Source organism: Cupriavidus sp. C1SS-2L, from assembly GCF_057073735.1.
On sequence record NZ_CP172709.1, the window covers coordinates 887,573 to 903,954 of the forward strand.

The 16,382-nt window shown below is 66.4% G+C and carries 15 protein-coding genes; 3 read left to right on the plus strand and 12 right to left on the minus strand.

What is annotated here, in order from left to right:
• Positions 1-8: 8 nt before the first annotated feature.
• The 5 genes from cpaB to ACIGJG_RS21830 form a co-directional block, all read right to left on the minus strand.
• Complete coding sequence (gene cpaB, locus ACIGJG_RS21810; RefSeq protein WP_011301516.1) at positions 9-965, minus strand: Flp pilus assembly protein CpaB; 957 nt, start codon at positions 963-965, stop codon at positions 9-11.
• Positions 966-1,063: 98 nt separating this feature from the next.
• Positions 1,064-1,528 (minus strand): TadE/TadG family type IV pilus assembly protein, encoded by a 465-nt coding sequence (locus tag ACIGJG_RS21815; protein ID WP_011301515.1) that lies wholly within the window; start codon positions 1,526-1,528, stop codon positions 1,064-1,066.
• 66 nt (positions 1,529-1,594) lie between these two features.
• Complete coding sequence (locus tag ACIGJG_RS21820; protein ID WP_011301514.1) at positions 1,595-2,095, minus strand: A24 family peptidase; 501 nt, start codon at positions 2,093-2,095, stop codon at positions 1,595-1,597.
• A gap of 12 nt (positions 2,096-2,107) precedes the next feature.
• Positions 2,108-2,308, minus strand: coding sequence for a Flp family type IVb pilin (locus ACIGJG_RS21825; RefSeq protein ID WP_011301513.1), 201 nt, complete (start codon positions 2,306-2,308; stop codon positions 2,108-2,110).
• 371 nt (positions 2,309-2,679) lie between these two features.
• Positions 2,680-3,837, minus strand: a complete 1,158-nt coding sequence (locus ACIGJG_RS21830) for a collagen-like triple helix repeat-containing protein (RefSeq protein ID WP_220629977.1) — start codon at positions 3,835-3,837, stop codon at positions 2,680-2,682.
• A gap of 654 nt (positions 3,838-4,491) precedes the next feature.
• Here ACIGJG_RS21830 and ACIGJG_RS21835 point away from each other — a divergent pair.
• Both ACIGJG_RS21835 and ACIGJG_RS21840 read left to right on the plus strand, forming a co-directional pair.
• Positions 4,492-5,865, plus strand: coding sequence for a collagen-like triple helix repeat-containing protein (locus ACIGJG_RS21835; RefSeq protein ID WP_140950345.1), 1,374 nt, complete (start codon positions 4,492-4,494; stop codon positions 5,863-5,865).
• Between the two features lie 124 nt (positions 5,866-5,989).
• Positions 5,990-7,657 (plus strand): ShlB/FhaC/HecB family hemolysin secretion/activation protein, encoded by a 1,668-nt coding sequence (locus ACIGJG_RS21840; RefSeq protein ID WP_483673918.1) that lies wholly within the window; start codon positions 5,990-5,992, stop codon positions 7,655-7,657.
• A gap of 49 nt (positions 7,658-7,706) precedes the next feature.
• On the opposite strand, the gene ACIGJG_RS21845 is transcribed toward ACIGJG_RS21840, so the two are convergent.
• From ACIGJG_RS21845 to ACIGJG_RS21860, 4 genes are all read right to left on the minus strand, one after another.
• On the minus strand, positions 7,707-8,735 hold the full coding sequence (locus ACIGJG_RS21845) for an MBL fold metallo-hydrolase (RefSeq protein WP_220629979.1): 1,029 nt from the start codon (positions 8,733-8,735) through the stop codon (positions 7,707-7,709).
• Positions 8,736-8,941: 206 nt separating this feature from the next.
• The gene (locus ACIGJG_RS21850) at positions 8,942-9,910 is read right to left on the minus strand and encodes a Bug family tripartite tricarboxylate transporter substrate binding protein (protein ID WP_220629980.1); all 969 of its coding nucleotides are present in this window, start codon (positions 9,908-9,910) and stop codon (positions 8,942-8,944) included.
• A gap of 61 nt (positions 9,911-9,971) precedes the next feature.
• Positions 9,972-10,316 carry an AtuA-related protein gene (locus ACIGJG_RS21855; protein WP_011301507.1) on the minus strand — a complete coding sequence of 115 codons (345 nt, stop codon included), beginning with the start codon at positions 10,314-10,316 and terminating at the stop codon, positions 9,972-9,974.
• Positions 10,317-10,329: 13 nt separating this feature from the next.
• A complete protein-coding gene (locus tag ACIGJG_RS21860; protein ID WP_483673919.1) occupies positions 10,330-11,691 on the minus strand; it encodes an acyclic terpene utilization AtuA family protein in 1,362 nt (453 codons plus the stop codon).
• A 117-nt stretch (positions 11,692-11,808) separates the two neighbouring features.
• Here ACIGJG_RS21860 and ACIGJG_RS21865 point away from each other — a divergent pair, with 117 nt between their 5' ends.
• Complete coding sequence (locus ACIGJG_RS21865) at positions 11,809-12,702, plus strand: LysR family transcriptional regulator (protein ID WP_011301505.1); 894 nt, start codon at positions 11,809-11,811, stop codon at positions 12,700-12,702.
• Between the two features lie 128 nt (positions 12,703-12,830).
• On the opposite strand, the gene ACIGJG_RS21870 is transcribed toward ACIGJG_RS21865, so the two are convergent.
• The 3 genes from ACIGJG_RS21870 to ACIGJG_RS21880 form a co-directional block, all read right to left on the minus strand.
• Positions 12,831-13,967, minus strand: coding sequence for an ABC transporter substrate-binding protein (locus tag ACIGJG_RS21870; protein WP_011301504.1), 1,137 nt, complete (start codon positions 13,965-13,967; stop codon positions 12,831-12,833).
• Between the two features lie 247 nt (positions 13,968-14,214).
• Positions 14,215-14,727, minus strand: coding sequence for a hypothetical protein (locus tag ACIGJG_RS21875; RefSeq protein WP_011301503.1), 513 nt, complete (start codon positions 14,725-14,727; stop codon positions 14,215-14,217).
• 166 nt (positions 14,728-14,893) lie between these two features.
• Positions 14,894-16,330, minus strand: a complete 1,437-nt coding sequence (locus tag ACIGJG_RS21880) for an acetate kinase (RefSeq protein ID WP_011301502.1) — start codon at positions 16,328-16,330, stop codon at positions 14,894-14,896.
• Positions 16,331-16,382: the final 52 nt, after the last annotated feature.

The following is a 16,382-nucleotide window of genomic DNA, read 5'->3' on the forward strand; positions in this document are numbered from 1 at the left end:
GCGTCTCGCTATTCGATCTCGCGCTTGCCTGCGCGAATCACTTCCACACCCGCAAGCTGCCGTTCCGGCCGGCCCTGTCCCGCTACAGGCGCCACACTCTGCGGCCTGACTTGCGGTGCCGCCGTGTTCGGCGCACGTGCCGATGGTGTGCTGCCAGCCGCCATGCCCGCCAGCATCACGCCGGCCACTGCCTTGTCGGCTGCGGCGCTTGGTGCGTCGGCCGGCACGCCAGCGCGCACGGCCAGCGCTGGCGGAGGCTCGGAGAACATGCCGTCGCTGGGAATGAGTTCATCGTGCGGATTGCGCAGCGCCATCAGCAGGCGGCCGGAGTGCTGAGCCATGGCCAGCTTGCTGACCTGTTCCAACGGTACGGACAGCACGGCGGTCTTGGCGCCTTCGCGGCGCGTCATCATCTGTTCAGGCTGCTGCTTTTGGGGTTCGTTGACTGCGCCGCTGCCGTAGGCAAGCACGCGCAGCCTGGGCAGCAGCATGCGGGCCTGGCTGGCGCCGATCTCTTGGCTGTCGCGCCGCAGGACCAGAAATACGTCGACATAGTCCCCCGGCTGTACCTGGTTGCCGACGCCAATCACTTCGTCCACGGCGATCGCCACCGCGCGCTCGCCTTCGGGGATCTGCGCGGCCAGTCCCGCGAGCAGCTGGCTTTCGAGAACCGGGACGTTCGCGCCGATATTGACCAGCGGCACCTGTCCTGCCACGCGTGTCACCTCGGCATAGGCGCCCGTGGGCTCGATCGGCAGCATTTCGACCTTCAGCGCGTCGGCAGGCAGGGGCTTGCCCGCTTCCACCGCACGCGCCGTCACGACCACCGGATGCGGAACCGCCGCCGCGGCCCGGGACACCGGTGGGGGTTCTGGCTGGCGTCCCACCTGCCAGGCCAGCAGCGCGAGCAGCAGCGCCACGCTGAGCAGGGCAATGGCGACAATCCGTATCTGCTTACTGGTCATGGTCGGCTTCTCCCGGCTGATGGGCTGACGATCGATGCGCGGACGTCAAGACGCGAATACCTTGGATAGCTCGGCACATGCGGCGGATGCGAGCCTGTTCACGTATCCGGGGAAAGCTGGACCATGGCCGAACCGGACAGCGTGGCCGGCACCGGCACCATCGGCACGGACGGAAGGATGCGGGTTGTCGGCAGGTTCAGGGTGACCCGCACGCAGACGTTGCCGGAGGCCGACGCGCAGGTAACGGCCTGGGCCACACCGGTCTGGGCGACAAGCGCGGCAAGGGAGGTGGGCAAGGTGGACAGCGCGGTTGCCGCAGCGGCATTGACTCGCAATGCCTGCGTGGCGGCAGCGTTGTCCGCCGACGCGCCGCTGGGGTAGCGCAACGCGGCACGCGCGCCCTCTTCGGCAGCCAGGGTCAGCACTTGCTGCAATGCCAGGACCATGCCGTAGTAGACAATGCCGATCACGATCGCGACCAGCGCCGGCGCCACGATGGCGAATTCCAGCGCCGCAATCCCTTCACAGCGCCGCCGCCACAAGATTTCATCCTGCGCACGCATGCTTCACCCGGTCCTGTTCATGTGGGCGCCGACCGGCGGCGCCATCTCGCTGCAAGGACAGGCAACTCATGCACGCGTGCCCATCCATACCAGCATGCCTGCGGCAAGGTAGGCGGCATATGGAATGCCGCGCACCTTGCTGAACTGCCGACTGCTTTGCGAGGCTGGCCTGATCGCGGTGTGCACCCGCAGCGCAGCCGGCATGCGCTGCCGAAGCGCCGACAGCGGACGCGAATCCAAGGCATACGCCAGCACCGCATGCACCAGTCCGAGCAGGCTGCCGACAACCCATACCGTGACCAACCCTTGCGGGCCCGTGAAGAGCCCTGCCACGGCCAGGAACTTGACATCGCCCGCCGCCATGCGCCCGAGGGCGTAGACGGGTAGCGTGACAGCCGCGCCAAGCCCTGCGCCGAGCAACCGTGCAGAGATCGCCGGCTCCGGCGCGTTGCCAGTCAGCAATGCCAGGCTGAGAGCCACCAGCACCGCCGCCAGCAAGGCGTTCGGAACACGTCGATATGCCAGGTCGGTCCAGAGGGTCGCCGCGCAAAACAGCACGGCGATCATGGCCGGTTCAGGTCAGGGGGTTGGTGTGCCGCCGGTGCCCGGCAGCCATGCCGCCACGCGCGTGGCCAGGTTGGAGAAACCGTTCTTCAAATTATCGCCAAGCGTGCCGGCCGAAGCCGCAATGGCGAGGGCAATGAGGCCGGCGATCAGGCCGTACTCGATGGCGCTTGCGCCACGGTCGTCCCTGATAAAGCGTGTCAGCATTTTTTTCATGATCTCGATTCCCCAGTGATCCTGTTTCCGTTGATCACGCTGTCCCGTTCGATATCGCGGCGCTCTGCGGCCCCGCTCCTTTGTGGTGTCGTCACGCTGACTGCACTCTCCTTATAGGGCACCAAATGTATCAACAATACCCCACGTTCGGGTGGTGTGCTCCCCCATCCGGGCTAGTACATGCGTTTGAAACGCAGATAGGGTTCCGAGCTTTCCCAGGTTGTCAAAGAGCGTTTGCCACGGCCGGCGCGCCGGCCTGCAGCCTGGCATTGCGGCGGATTGGGGCAGCAATGCCAAGCGGTGTAAAAGGATGCGCCACGACGGGGTAGTGACGACGGCGCACCGTGAAAGCCGAAGGAGGGATGAGACATTCAGCGGGGGAGTCCCCGCGCGGGCGGCGTGCCCTTGCCATCCTCTCCTGTTGTGTATTTGGTACCGGCGGAAGCCAGGCCCGCCACTGGTCCCAACACCGGTGCCAGGAGGCCGGCACTGTTGGCGCCGTGCTGCGCAGGCGTGCCAGCCACGGCGGCGACGAGTGTGAGGCCGACCAGCAGATTCGGGGCGCATTCATTGCCACCCGGGCCGCCATACTTTCCGCCACCGCTGGCTAGCGGCAGCGTGTTCAGGAGGCCGCCGAGCGGATTGCCACCGCCTGAAGGAGTGCCATGCACCAGCCCGCCGGCAACGGCCACCGTCCTGCCGGTTTCGGTGACTGCGCCGCTGAGGCCGGACACCGCCGGGGCAGGGCTGTTGGCCAGCAGTCCGGCTCCGCCCGCGACGTTGTGGCCGGCCCTGAACAGCAAGCCGTCCACCGGCATCCCCAGGCCGGTCGCCCCGCCCACGGTCTGCGTGGTGTCGGTCAGCCTGGTCGTCAACGGCACGATTGCCTTGCTCGAGGCTTCGGTAAGCTGCGCGACCGGGCCTGCGGAAAGCGCCTCGCCCAGCTTGACGCCGCCATACGACACGGCCATGCCGACCTTCTGGACAGCGCCTCCAACCGGCGCCGTCACGGGTTCAAGCGGTGAAAGCCGGTCCGTGCCGACGCCGCTGATCAGTTGGCCGGCACTCGTCACGGTGTCTCCTGCCTCCTGCACGACGTTGCCGGTGCTGGTCACGGTGACGCCGACAGGGTTATAAACCGAGCCCATCTTGCCCAGGCCGTCGTGAGCGGCGGCGCCCAGGGCACCGATGGTCTCGCCGGCATTGATGACCACGCCGCCGGCGCCATAGCGCGCTTGCGCCGGCAGAAGCGGAATCGGCGCATCCTGAATCTGTTTGCCGATATCGCTGACGGCATTGCCGGCGGCCATGACGGTGTGGCCCGTGCTTTCGATCACCTTCGCAGCCGGTGTGCTGTCGGACGCCGACGCCGGCGGCTGCTGCGGCGGCGGATTGGCCCCGTCACCCTTGGGGCCGAGCCCCGAATCACCGCCACCACCCGATGCGCAACCGGCCAGCAAAGCGAGTGCCGAGATGCAGATGCCTGCCAGAGATGCCAGAGGACGCTGGACCCGATTGTTGTTGTTCATTGTGCTTCTCCCGTTGTCATAGCCACGTCCGTGGCCGCGGTAAACCTCCGCGAATCGTTATGTCACCCCGTCAGCACGGGCGGCCTTGTTGCTGCCAGGGCGTCGCCGCTGTCGGAGATGGAATGGCAAGCCGCGTGCCAGCCCGGCGAGCCAGACCCGGGCGACGTGTCGTCACGCTTGCCTCGCCGCCTGCAAACCCTTTGCTGTCACCGCTTTGCGGCCAGTGGCGGGGTCCGTCCGCGTGGCAGTGGGGCGCAGTCCGCCGCGGGTTCGCCCGTGTTACGTGCTACGTAACGTGTTCCTTCCCCGTTGGAACATCGGCGGCTTCGCGCGGGGGGTCCACGCATGGCTGGCGGCGGCCGGCACGGGACTTGTTCCGGCGCGCCTTGTTCCCATCCCGCCGACACACGTTACGTAACGCGTAACGCGACGGAACCTGCGCTGCGCGAATACGAGGCCTGCGCGAGACGCCGCGCCCTCACCCGCAAAGGCAAGCCCTGCAAGGCCGTTGCGGACCCTTTCCCTACCTTGCGGGGGGATGTCCGTCTGCCAGCGCACACACTGGCACGCCCATTGCGCCATACACGCTGCCGACGCACGCAGCAGACATAGGCGGGCCGGCCAGGCGACTTAACGACGGGACAAAGGAACATCATGCGTACACAACAACTTGCCATCGCAACTCTGGTCACCACCCTGCTGGCCCTTGGCGGTTGCGCCAGCGGCAGCGGATCCACTTCCATGGGAACGGCCGGAACCAAAGCAGGCGCGGGTGGCAGCGGGGACATTGGCGCAACGGGCAGTGACGGCGCAGTGGGCACGAAGAGCGCATCAGGTGGTGACGGCGGCAATTCCGATCCCGGCGGCGGCAACACAGGCAACAACGACGGCGGCACGCAGACGCCGGCTTCGCTGACCCCCACCTCCGAGATCATCAGCAAAGGAAGCACGATCGTGACGGCGGCCGGCGGCGCCGTCAGCGACCTTGGCCAGCAGATCGGTGACGCCGGCGTGCCGCTGCTGCCGTCGCAGACCCAGGGCGGCCTGGGTGGTGCGGTCGCGTCAGCGGGCGATGCCATCAGCGCACTCGGTACGGGCCTGCAGTCTGGCCTTGGCAATATCCCGAATACCTCCAATCCTGTGGGCACCACGCTGGCCAGTACCGGCGTGGTGGTGACAGATCTCGGCAATGCCGTGGGCAGCACCGGCAGCGCGGTCAGCGGCCTCGGCACCGGACAGTTGTCGCCGCTCTCGCCACTGACGTCGACGCTGGGTTCCGTCGTGACGCAGCTCGGCGGCACCGTCAGCAACGGCGGCAGCACGCTGAGCACCGCACTATCTGCCAGCCCCGTGGAGCAGCTGACCTCGGGCACAAGCAAGCTCATCGTGCCGCTCACCACGCAACTGACCAGCAGTACCCAATCGCTTGGCGCAGCCACCAGTTTCGGAGCGCCGACCACGAGCCTGCTCGCCACAGTGGGCGGTGCACTGGCTACCGCCGGCACCGCGCTGACGCAAACCAATACGCCCGTGGTCGCGGGGCTGGGCGGCGCCGTCACGGGCACCGGCAATACTGTCGCGGCACTCGGGGGCGCGGTAAACGGTCCGTCTGCCAGCAGCCCGCTCGGTACGCTCAGCCCTGCCGTTGGCGCAGTACTCGGCCCGGTCGCGTCGCTGGGCAGCGCAGCCGGCGCGGGCAGCACCTCATCGCCGCTGGCGCCCGTGACGGGCCTGGTGAGCAGCCTGTCCGGCGGACTGGCCGCGGCTGGCACCGGCGGCGCCACGGCACCGGCGCTGGCGCCCGTGACCAGCGTTGTCAATGGCGTGGCCAACACGGTCTCCACCGTCGCCTCGGCCGCCGGCACTGCCACCCCTTCGGGCGGCACCAGCGCGCTGGCACCGGTCACGGGGATCGTCTCTGGCCTCGCCGGCGGCTCCGCCACCAAGACACCCGTCACGGGCGCCGTCGCACCGGTCACCGGACTGGTCGGCGGCCTGCTCGGCGGGCTGACCGGCACGCGAAAGTAAGCCAGCTTTCCACAGCCTGCGCGGCGGCCACGAAGCTGTCTGACAGGCGCCGGGGTAGCGGCAACCCCGGTGCCAGTGGCCTGCCCGCCTATAGCCGCAATGTCTTGTTGACAGGGGTATTGCCATGCATGCACGTCATCGTGTCGCCGCGCTGCTGGTCGGCGTCGGCGCGCTCCATTCCAGCCTCGTCCTTGCCGATCCGCGCAGCCCGGTCCAGGGCGATCCGACGGTAACGCTTCCCAAGATTGCGCCGGCTCGCCCGGAAAGCAGTGTCACGATTGAAGTCGCGCGGCCGGACGCGGCGCTGCAGAACCTGCTCAACGCGCGCCTGACGCCGAAGCACTTCCAGATCGAGGGCGTGAGGACGCTGCCCTTTGCGGACATCGCGGCCCGGTTTGCCCCGCTGGCAAACCAGGAGATCACGATTGCCCAACTGCTGGAAGCCGCCAATGCTGTGACGAAGATGTACGAGGCGCAGGGCTATCCGCTTTCCTTCGCCTTTGTGCCCGCGCAGAGCTTTGAAAACGGCAATGTGCTGATCACCGTGGTGGAAGGCTATGTCGCCAAGGTCACGGTGAATGGCAGTGCCGGCCCCGCCGAAAAGCGGTTGCGCGACATCGCCGGCATGCTCGCGAAAGACCGTCCGCTGCGCCGTGAAACCTTCGAGCGCTACGTGAACGTCCTGTCGCAGCAACCCGGCATGCAGGTTGCCGCGACGGTACAACCGCCCAGCACCACCGATGGCGCCTGCGAGATGGTGCTGGACGTCAAGCGCAAGCCGTTCGCCTTTGGCACCGCCATCGACTACCTTTCGCCAGGACTACGTGCGATCGCGACGGCGACGACCAACAGCCTGACGCCACTGGGCGAGCAAGTCTCCGTTTCGGCCTTGTTTCCCAAGGGCCGCGACAACGAGGAGTACTACGCCGCTTCCTACGCGCAGCCGATCGGCACCGAAGGCATGCTCGCCAGGCTGACCGCTTCGCACTATCGCGGTGTCCCGCAGAACGCCACGCTGGGACCGCTCGGTTTCGATCCGCGCTACGTCAACGACACCAAGCGCATTGGCGGCCAGCTCAGTTATCCCTTGCTGCTGTCCAACGCGCACGCACTCACGCTCACGGGTGGGGTCTACGGCGCCGATCAGTTCGAACGCTATACCCATGCCGCCACCGGCACGGCGGTCACGCTAGGCACCAATGTGCGCGTGGCAACCGCTGAGCTGACCTACGTGCAGCGGCGCGAAGGTCAGACACAAAATGCGCTGCTGGGCCTGTACAAGGGCGTCGATGCACTCGGGGCCAGCCGCCGGAACAATGCGAACGACCTAGACTTCTGGCGTACGCGCCTGCTCGTCTCGCAATCCAATGACCTGCCGTTCGGCTTTGGCACCAGCCTCTCGGCCGCCGGCCAGTACAGTGCCAACCGGCTCGCATCGGGCGAGCAGATCAGCTTCGGCGGCCGCTTCTTCGGGCTCGGTTACCCGGCGGGCGAAGTGGCGGGCGACAAAGGGTGGGGGGCTTCCGCAGAGCTGAACCACCTGTTCAAGCCGGATGTGGAGTACCTGCGCACCGTGCAACCCTACCTCTGGATCGACGTGGCGCGCGTCTACTCCAACAGCGTGAGCCTGTCGCATCGCAAACTGTCGTCGGTAGCGATAGGCGTGCGGCTGTCCGACAGGAAGTACTACACGCTCGACGTGTCGGTCGCGCAGCCTGTTGGCGACAAGCCCACCAATGCCACGCACCGGTCGCCCCGGATCAACATGACCTATTCCTACCAGTTCGACTGAATCGGGCTTCAGGCCCGACTCGACGCTACCGTTGCGCCCTGCGGCACAGTTAGTGCCGCGGCGTCGTTGCGACATCCTCGCGGACCGGCCCATATTCCACCGGTACCCACTCATATCCGGCCGTCTCCCGCCGCACGTGTCCAATACCCGGGAACGGCAGGTGCGCACCGCCCACCCACAACCTGCCCTTCGCCGCATCGGCAAAGATCCGGCTGCGCGTGATTGCCGCGGCATGGCTGTCGACATCGAATTCCATCGACACCGACGGGCGGCGGAATTGCACGGCATGGTTGTGGACGATATCCCCCCACAACAACAGGCTGGCCTTGCCCGAGGTGAACAGGTAGCCGGTGTGGCCCGGCGTGTGGCCATAGGCTGCCACGGCACGAACACCGGGTACGGGCTCCGCGCCGGTGGCCGCATCGAAGGTTCGGAAGCGGTTGGCGGCCTGGTACGGCGCCACGGCATCGCGCGCCATGCCGAACAACGCCTGGCTGTCTTTAGGGGCGGCGGCGGCATTGGCCTCGCCGAGCCAGTAGTTGGCGTCTGCCTTGTCGACGTAAACCGTGGCGTTGGGGAACACCGCCTGGCCGTTGGAGACGAGTCCGCATGCATGATCGCCGTGCAGGTGCGTGAGCAGCACGGTATCGACCTGTGCCGGCTCGTAGCCCGCCGCGCGCAGGTTGTTGACGACCTGGCCCAGCGTCGGGCCGAAGCAGCTTGCCGTGCCGGCATCGACGAGCACGAGGTTGCTGCCGGTGTTGACCAGATACGCGTTGACGGCGGTCTGCATGCCTGGCGTCGAGGCCACGAACATGCGCGCGAGCAGGCGCTGCACTTCACGGGCGCTCGTGTACTTGAAGAGCTTTGGGTCGAGGTCGATGTAGCCGTCGTACAGCGCTGTTACCTCGAACTGGCCCACCATCATGCGGTAGAAACCGGGCGCCTGGGTCCTGACCTGCGCAGGTGGTGCGGCGTGCGCGATGGGCACCGCGTCCGGCATTACCATGCCGGCGAGGGCGGCCGCAGCCATCATGGAGCCGGCAAGTCGAGAGGTCAAAGCATTCGGCAGCTTCATGTCACGTTCCTGTTTTTCGATTCGCGTTCTGGACGCAAGCGGCTGGAATGACCGGTCTGGCGCAGAAGCGCAGCGTGTCAGTCGGGCAAACGCGTATCTTAAGGTGCGACAAGGGCTAGCGGTAAGCGCGAAGGCAAAAGCGTACCTACTTCTGCGTAAGAAAAACGGGGCCGTCGGCCCCGTTGCAAGCGCGATTGCGGCTTAGCCTATTCAGGCTGGATATTCGCGGCCTTGATGATGCGGCCCCATTTGGCCGATTCCTGCTGCTGGAAGCGCGCGAGTTCAGCGGGCGTGCTCGTAAACACTTCGGTGCCCGTACCTTGATAGAAACTTGCAGCGGTGTCGCTGCGCGCAGCCTTCACCAGCATGGCGTTGAGCTTGTTAACTACCGCGGGCGGCGTACCGGCCGGTGCGTATGCCGCGAACCAATAGCTCATCTCATAGCCTTTTACGCCCGCTTCGTCGATGGTCGGCACGTCCGGCGCCAGCGGCGAACGAGTCTTGCCGGACACGCCCAGCGCGCGCAGCTTGCCGCTCTTGACCTGCGGCAGGCCGGTCGCGGTATCGGTGATCATCATCTGGATCTGGTTGCCAAGCAGGTCGGTCACGGCCAGCGGGTTGCTCTTGTAGGGGACGTGCAGCAGTTCGACATGCGCCATCTGCTGGAACAGCTCGCCCGCGATGCGCGACGACGAGCTGCCGCTGCCGAAGCTCAGCTTGCCCGGCTGTTTCTTTGCCAGCGCGATGAACTCGCCCACCGTCTTCGCCGGCACCTGCGGGTTCACGACCATGATCTGGCCCCCGCGGCCGAGCGCGGTAACGGGCGTGTAGTCCTTGACCGGGTCGTACGGCAGCTTGCGGAACAGGTGCTCGTTGGCGGCGTGCGTGGTGTTGGTGGTAATGAGCACGGTGTAGCCGTCGGGGCTGGCCTTGGCGACGTCGCTGGCGGCAATGAAGCCGTTGGCGCCGGGCTTGTTGTCGACCACGACGGTCACCTTACTGTCCACGGTCACCGCTTGCCCGACTGCGCGCGCGAGCTGGTCGGTGGCGCTGCCGGCCGCAAACGGCACGACGAAACGGATCGGCTTGTCGGGGTACTCTGCCAGCGCCTGGGCCGCAGGCAGCGCGGTCAGGGCGAGTACGGCGGCGGTCAGGATCCTGTGGATTCCAGGCATGGATGTCTCCGGTTGAGGGGTCTTTTTGATGGTGGAAGCGGGTGAAGGGGCAATCGTGTGCTTACGCGCCCGCCGCGACCAGGCGCGGCGGCAATGGGATCGGCAACTGCAGCACGCGGAACGACAGCGCCTTGCCGTGTGCGTCGAGATTCAGCGCGTCGTTGACGCCGCCATCGAGCACGCCGTCGATCACGAAGTTCATCGCATGCAGCGACGGCACCAGATAGCGCGTGACGGCAGTCGGCTGGCGGTCGCGGAACTGCGCGCGCACGGCGTCTTCGGTCACATGCTCGACGAGATGCGCAAAGTCGCGCGCGTCGTAGGCGATCACGCTGATGTTGGAACGGTTGCCCTTGTCGCCGGTGCGGCCATGGGCGAACTGGTAGAGCATTGCGGTGGCGGTCATGTCGGGGCTCCGCTCAGTCGATAAAGGTGTGGTCCGGCGTCACCGCATCACGCGGAACCAGGCAGGACATGGCGTTGAGGCGCGCGCGCTGCGCGGTGCGTACGCCACCGCCGCCCGCAGGCCCGCAGGTATACAGCGCGTTGACTTCGCGCAGCAGGGCCTGGGCGACTGTCGGATCTTCATGCGACAGCGCTGCGCGCAGGCGCACGTCTTCCGCTGCGGCTTCGTGCTGGCCCGGCTGCGCAAGCATCCGGCCCGCATCGTCGGCGAGCACACTGAGCACACCGATCAGGTCGAAGCGGATCGGTACGTCGTGTCCAAGCAGCGCCATGCGCTTGCGCACGATATCCGCCGCCAGGCGCGCGCGCGCCGCGGCATTCGGGCCGGCGTAGGAGATCTCGCCTTCCGCCATCCAGCCGCCATGGAAGAAGAGGTTGGCCTTGAGCTGTTCCGGCCGCGCATGGCCGCGCACGTTGCGCACCGCCACGCGGTCTGGGCCGACTTGTGCAACGGTGACCTCGCTGATGTCGGCCACGACATCGGGCGTCAGGTACGCGGCGGGATCATGGACCTCGTACAGCAGCTGCTCCTTGACCGTGCGCAGGTCGACACAGCCGCCCGTGCCTGCCGCCTTGAAGATTTCGATCGCGCCGGTCTCGTCGAGCTGCGCGATCGGAAAGCCGACTGCATGGACATCCGGCACGTCCTTCATGCCGGGATCGGCGAAGTAGCCGCCGGTGACCTGCGCGCCGCACTCGAGCAGATGCCCGGCCATCGTTGCCGCAGCCAGGCGGTCCCAGTCCTGCCAGGACCAGCCGAAATGCGCCATGGCCGGACCCACGGCGAGCGCGGGATCGGCGACACGGCCACAGACCACGACCTGTGCGCCGGCCTGCAGGGCATCGGCAATGCCACGCGCGCCGATGTAGGCGTTGGCGCAGACGAAGAGCGCTTCGGGAAACGCGGGCCCGACGATGTTGCGCAACAGTGTGCGGCCGGTGTCATGCGAGAGGTCATCGCCCTCTACCACGGCCACACGCGGTGCCGGCAGTCCCAGTTGCTGCGCAAGCTCCCGCACACGGGCTGCCGCGCCCCGCGGGTTGGCGGCGCCGAAGTTGCCGATGATCGGAATGCCGTTGGCCAGGCAGAGGCCCAGCACGGGCGTCAGCAGCGCATCGAGGAGCGGTTCATAGCCGGCCGCCGGGTCGTTGCGCCGGGCCAGCTGCGCGAGTGCCAGCGTGCGCTCGGCCAGAGTCTCGAAGATCAGCGCGGCCGGCCCGCCTGCGGCGACCAGGGTGCGCACGACGGGTAGTGCGGCATCGGTGCGGTCGCCGGAGAAGCCAGCGCCGGAGCCGATGAGCAAGGGAGCGGTCATGGTGTCTTGGGGCGGGTTGGTCGATGTTCCAGCTCATTCTAGGCCGGCATCAGTCAACCAAAAAATGGATTATTTGGATTAATCTAGCGACTTCCAAGATGAATCTGCCGGGCGGCCATGAACCTTTCCGTCAAACACCTGCGCGCCTTCGTGGCGCTTGCCACTCACCGCAACTTCACGCGCGCGGCGCGGGCGTGCCATCTGTCGCAGTCGGCATTCAGCGCGCTGGTCCAGACCCTTGAGGAACAGGCCGGCAGCCGCCTGTTCGAACGCACCACGCGGCACGTGGAACTGAGCGCCGATGGCATGCGATTCGAGGAAACCGCGCGGCGCCTGCTGGGAGATTTCGAGGCCGCCTTCGAGGACCTGCGGGCGCACGCGGAGCGCCGCAAGGGACGCGTCAGCATCGCTGCACTGCCTTCGATCGCGGGCGGCGACCTGCCGCCGCTGCTGGCGGCATTCCGGCAGCGTTATCCGGGGATTGCGCTGGAGTTATTCGACCAGCTCGCCGATGGCTGCATCGACCTGGTACGGCGTGGGCGCGCCGACTTTGCGCTGGCGCCTGCGCCCGTGCAGGACGATGACCTGCGTGTCGAGCCCTTGGTGCATGACACCTTCCATCTGGTCTGCCCGACCACGCACGTGCTTGCGCGCAAGCGCCGCATCACGCCGCAGATGCTCGCGGGACAGCCGTTCATCCACCTGTCGCGGACCAGCAGCGTGCGCCAGCATCTGGACGCCGCGCTGCATCCGCTCAAGCTCAGCAGCGTGATGGAAGTCGAGCACCTGGCCACGGTCGCCGCACTCGTGCAGGCAGGCCTGGGCGTGAGCGTGGTGCCGTCGCTGGCGCTGTTCCAGTTCCAGCGCGACGGTCTGGCGGTCCGGCCGCTGCAGATGCCGTCGCTGGTCCGGGACATCTGCCTGGTGCGGCTACGCGACCGTGGCGACTCGGCCGCGGCGGCGGCGATGATCGATTGCCTGCATGTCCACTACGGCCGGCGGCGCACTTGAGGGTACGCAGAATTGGGTACGCTTTGTGTGGATTGGCACCGCTTCCACGCCTTGTCCGGTGCGGCATTGATGGCAGGGCGAAGCACCACGCAGAAATGGGTACGCCCTGCCGGCTGGCGCTGTGCCGGTCAGCGGATCAGCTTGCCTGTGGACGACACGATCGACATCTCGACAAACGACGACCCGGTGTGGCGGCTCGGGCTGTAACTGATCAGAATGCCCCCCATGTCGTAGTCGCGCAGGTTCTCCAGCGCCGTGACCAGGCGCTCGCGGGTCAGGTCCGGCCCCGCGCGGCGCAGGCCTTCCACGAGCACCTTGGCGGACATGAAGCCTTCCATGCCGGCGTTGGTCAGCGTCACGCCCTGCTGCCGCGCCAGGCTGCGGTATTCGCTGGCCAGCGTCATCTGGCTCGAGTTCGTACCGGGAACGATCTGCGTGATGATGAGCCCGCGCGCATCATCGCCAAGTTCCTTGATGAACGAGTCGGCCGCGTTGTTCGACAGCGTGACGAACTGCGCCTGGCTGCCCGCCTTGCGCATGTCGCGAATCACGCGCGCCGCTTCCGAACCCGAACCGATGACCAGTACCGCCTGCGGATCGGTCTTGTTCACGGTCGCGACCTGCTGCGTGATATCTCCCATCGGCCGTGCAAAGCTGGCCGCCGCGGCCGGCTGGGCGCCGCGCGCCTGCAAGGCGGCGGTGAAGCCCTCGTATACGTCCTTGCCGAAGCCGTCGTTCGCGTAGACGATGGCGATGCGGGTCATGCCCGAAGTCGACAGATGGTTGACGGCGCGCGCGACTTCATCCTGATATTTGGCGCGCACATTGAACACGTAGCGGTTGACCGGGCGGTGCAGCGTGATCGCGCCTGTCAGCGGTGCCACCAGCGGTACCTTCTCCGCCGTGATGATCGGCAGGATGCTTTCGTTCTGCGGCGTGCCGCGCACCATGAACAGCGCGAAAACCTTCTCGTCGTCGATCAGCTTGCGCACGTTGTCCGGCGTGCGTTTTGCGTCAAACCCGTCGTCGAGCGTCACCAGTTCGATGCGGCGGCCCGCGACGCCACCGTTGGCGTTGACCGCGCGCAGGTACACCTGTGCGCCTTCGATCTGTTCCCTGACCGATCCTGCCACCGGGCCGGACACGCCGGCCGATTGCCCGATGCGGATCACGGTCTTGCTGACGCCCGGCTCCGCCAATGCCGCAGGCGCGGCGATCCCAAGCGTGGCGGCCAGCATGCCGCACGCAAACCATGTTGCCTTCATTGTCCTGACCCCTCCGCCCTAGTGGCGTGCTGTAGTTGTAGCGTGGCTGCCGACTGCGCCATGCATGCGTTCATGCGACAGCGCCAATGCGACGTTTCGCAAATTACCCGAAGCACGGTACAGGAGCAAACAGCGGATGGGGAGGGTGTTGCTGCGACATCACACCGGAACCGGATGCCGGCACCGGTGTGAGTGAGGGACGCGCGCGCCGCTCAGGCGCGCGGCAAAGCAAACGGCGTAGCGCGCTTCAGGGGAACGCCGGCACGGCCGGATCCAGGCCCGCAAACGCGGCTTCCGGATGGGCCTTCTGCAGCATCATTTCGATTTCCTCGACACGTCCGCGCGGCACATCGACCATCAGCAGGATCTTGCCGGCTTCGATGTCCTTCTCGAACGCGCGCAGGCGGCTGTTGGGCGCCGAACTGCCGATCATGCTCGAAGCCCACGCACCAAATACGGCGCCGAGCACGGCCAGCACGCCGACCAGGCCCCACTGCGGGGTGTCGCTGACGATCGGGAACATGGCCACTACCGCGCCGGCCACCACGCCCACGCCGCCACCGACCATCAGGCCCATTTCAGCGGCATGGATGATATCGGACGTCTGGAACAGGTTGGCTTCGTGCAGGCCCGTCATATCAGAACCGTCGCGCGCCACGAAATGGATATGACTGTTCTCCACACGGGCCAGCAGGAGGTCGTCCATGGTGCGTCGGGCACTGACCAGATCGGGCAATAACCAGAAGATGCGTTTGCGCATGTCTGTCTCCTCTATCAGGCCGTCCCGTAAGTGGGGATACCGTCTGTGGGACGGGGGTTATTTCTTTGTACGCCGTTCATGCAGCGAGTGCAAGACAGCTTTCCCACTGGCCTGCCGATGTGACGCGCGCGTTGGTCACGCGCGTCACACACGCCGGAGTTGCGCTTCAGAATGTGATCGGCAGACGCACATTGACCTGCAGGTCGGGCGTATCGCGCGTGAGACCGGCACCCACCGACAGGTTCAGCGTGTAGCGGTTGTTGAAGCGATACGAGTAACCCACCAGCAGCGTGCCCTGCGTCACGCGCACCGAGCCCGGCACCGTCTGCCCGTTCTGCTTGGTCGGCCAGATGATGGCCTGGTCGTAGCCAATCGAGAACGACGCATGCTCGTTGAGCGCAAGGCCCATGCCGAAGCTGAACTCGAAGATGTCCCCCGGGGCGATCTTGCCCAGGTCCTCCTTCTCGCCATTGAGCACGGTGCGGCTGACGTTGTCACGAGCAAAGTTGTGCAGATAGCTGAAGGTGCCGAAGAAAACTGCCGGGTCGGTCGGCAGCAGCCACGTAATGCCGGGTTGCAGGGCCTGGAAGCCCGTACCGGTGGGCAAGCCCAGTGGCAGGCCGGTACCCGTTGCATTGCCGACGCAGCGCGTCACGCAGTCGGTCACAACTTCGAACGGATCCTTGCCGGTGTTGGATTTGTATCGCAACCAGCCGATGAAGTACGGCATCTTTTCTGTGCCGTAGTTGAGCTGGTACCGCAGCGTGGCTTCCACATCCCCAATGCCGCTGCCGCTGGCGTTGAACACGTTGTCGACTGCCGTGCCCGTGAATATCTCGCGGCTGACGGTAGAACCCGAGCTGTGCACGTATGGCACCTTGGCTTCGATCTCCAGGCGCTTGGTGATGCCGTAGCGCAGCGCGACTGAAGCGAGGTACGTGGTCGTCTTGACCTCGCGCACGTCGACCAGGCCGATCAGGATGGCAGGAATCACCGTGTACCCAACCAGCGCAACACGGTTGTTGGACGAATAGCCGTACTGGAAGCCGGGCTCGACCACGAGCTTGCCCTCGCCGGTCAGCACGCCAGGCTGGTCGGTAATCGGCGCGATTTCTGGTGGACGAGTGTCGCGTTCGGGCGGGCGGCCAACGGGTTCGTCGGCGGCCACTGTTTGCTGGTCGGTCGATTCACCCTGCTGTGGCTGTCCCGACTGAGGCTGGGCCACCATTTGCGGCGGCTGCTGCGGATTTGCCACGGCGTTTGGCACGCCTTGCGTGGCACTGGAGGCCGCCGCCGCCGCGGCCGCGTTGGTAGCGTTGTCCGAGGGCGTCACGCCTGGACCGGCCCCGCCGCGCTTTCTCGCCAGGACATCGTTGCCGATGACACTGCGCAATTCCTTGATGACGGCCTCCTGCTCGGCCAGCGCCCGCTTCATCGCTTCCAGTTGGCCCTGCTGATCGGCCAACTGGCTTTGCAGGGCTTCCATCCCCGTGGCAGGCGATGGCCCGGAGTCCGGGGAAGTCTGTGCGTGCGCCAGCCCCCCAAGCAATAGCAACGTCGAGCATCCGGCGTTCCGGATGCCCTGCATCGACCGCTTCTTCATTTCGTCTACCCTCCCCCGGGACGGCGGACTGATTATCCAGGAGTCCGCTACC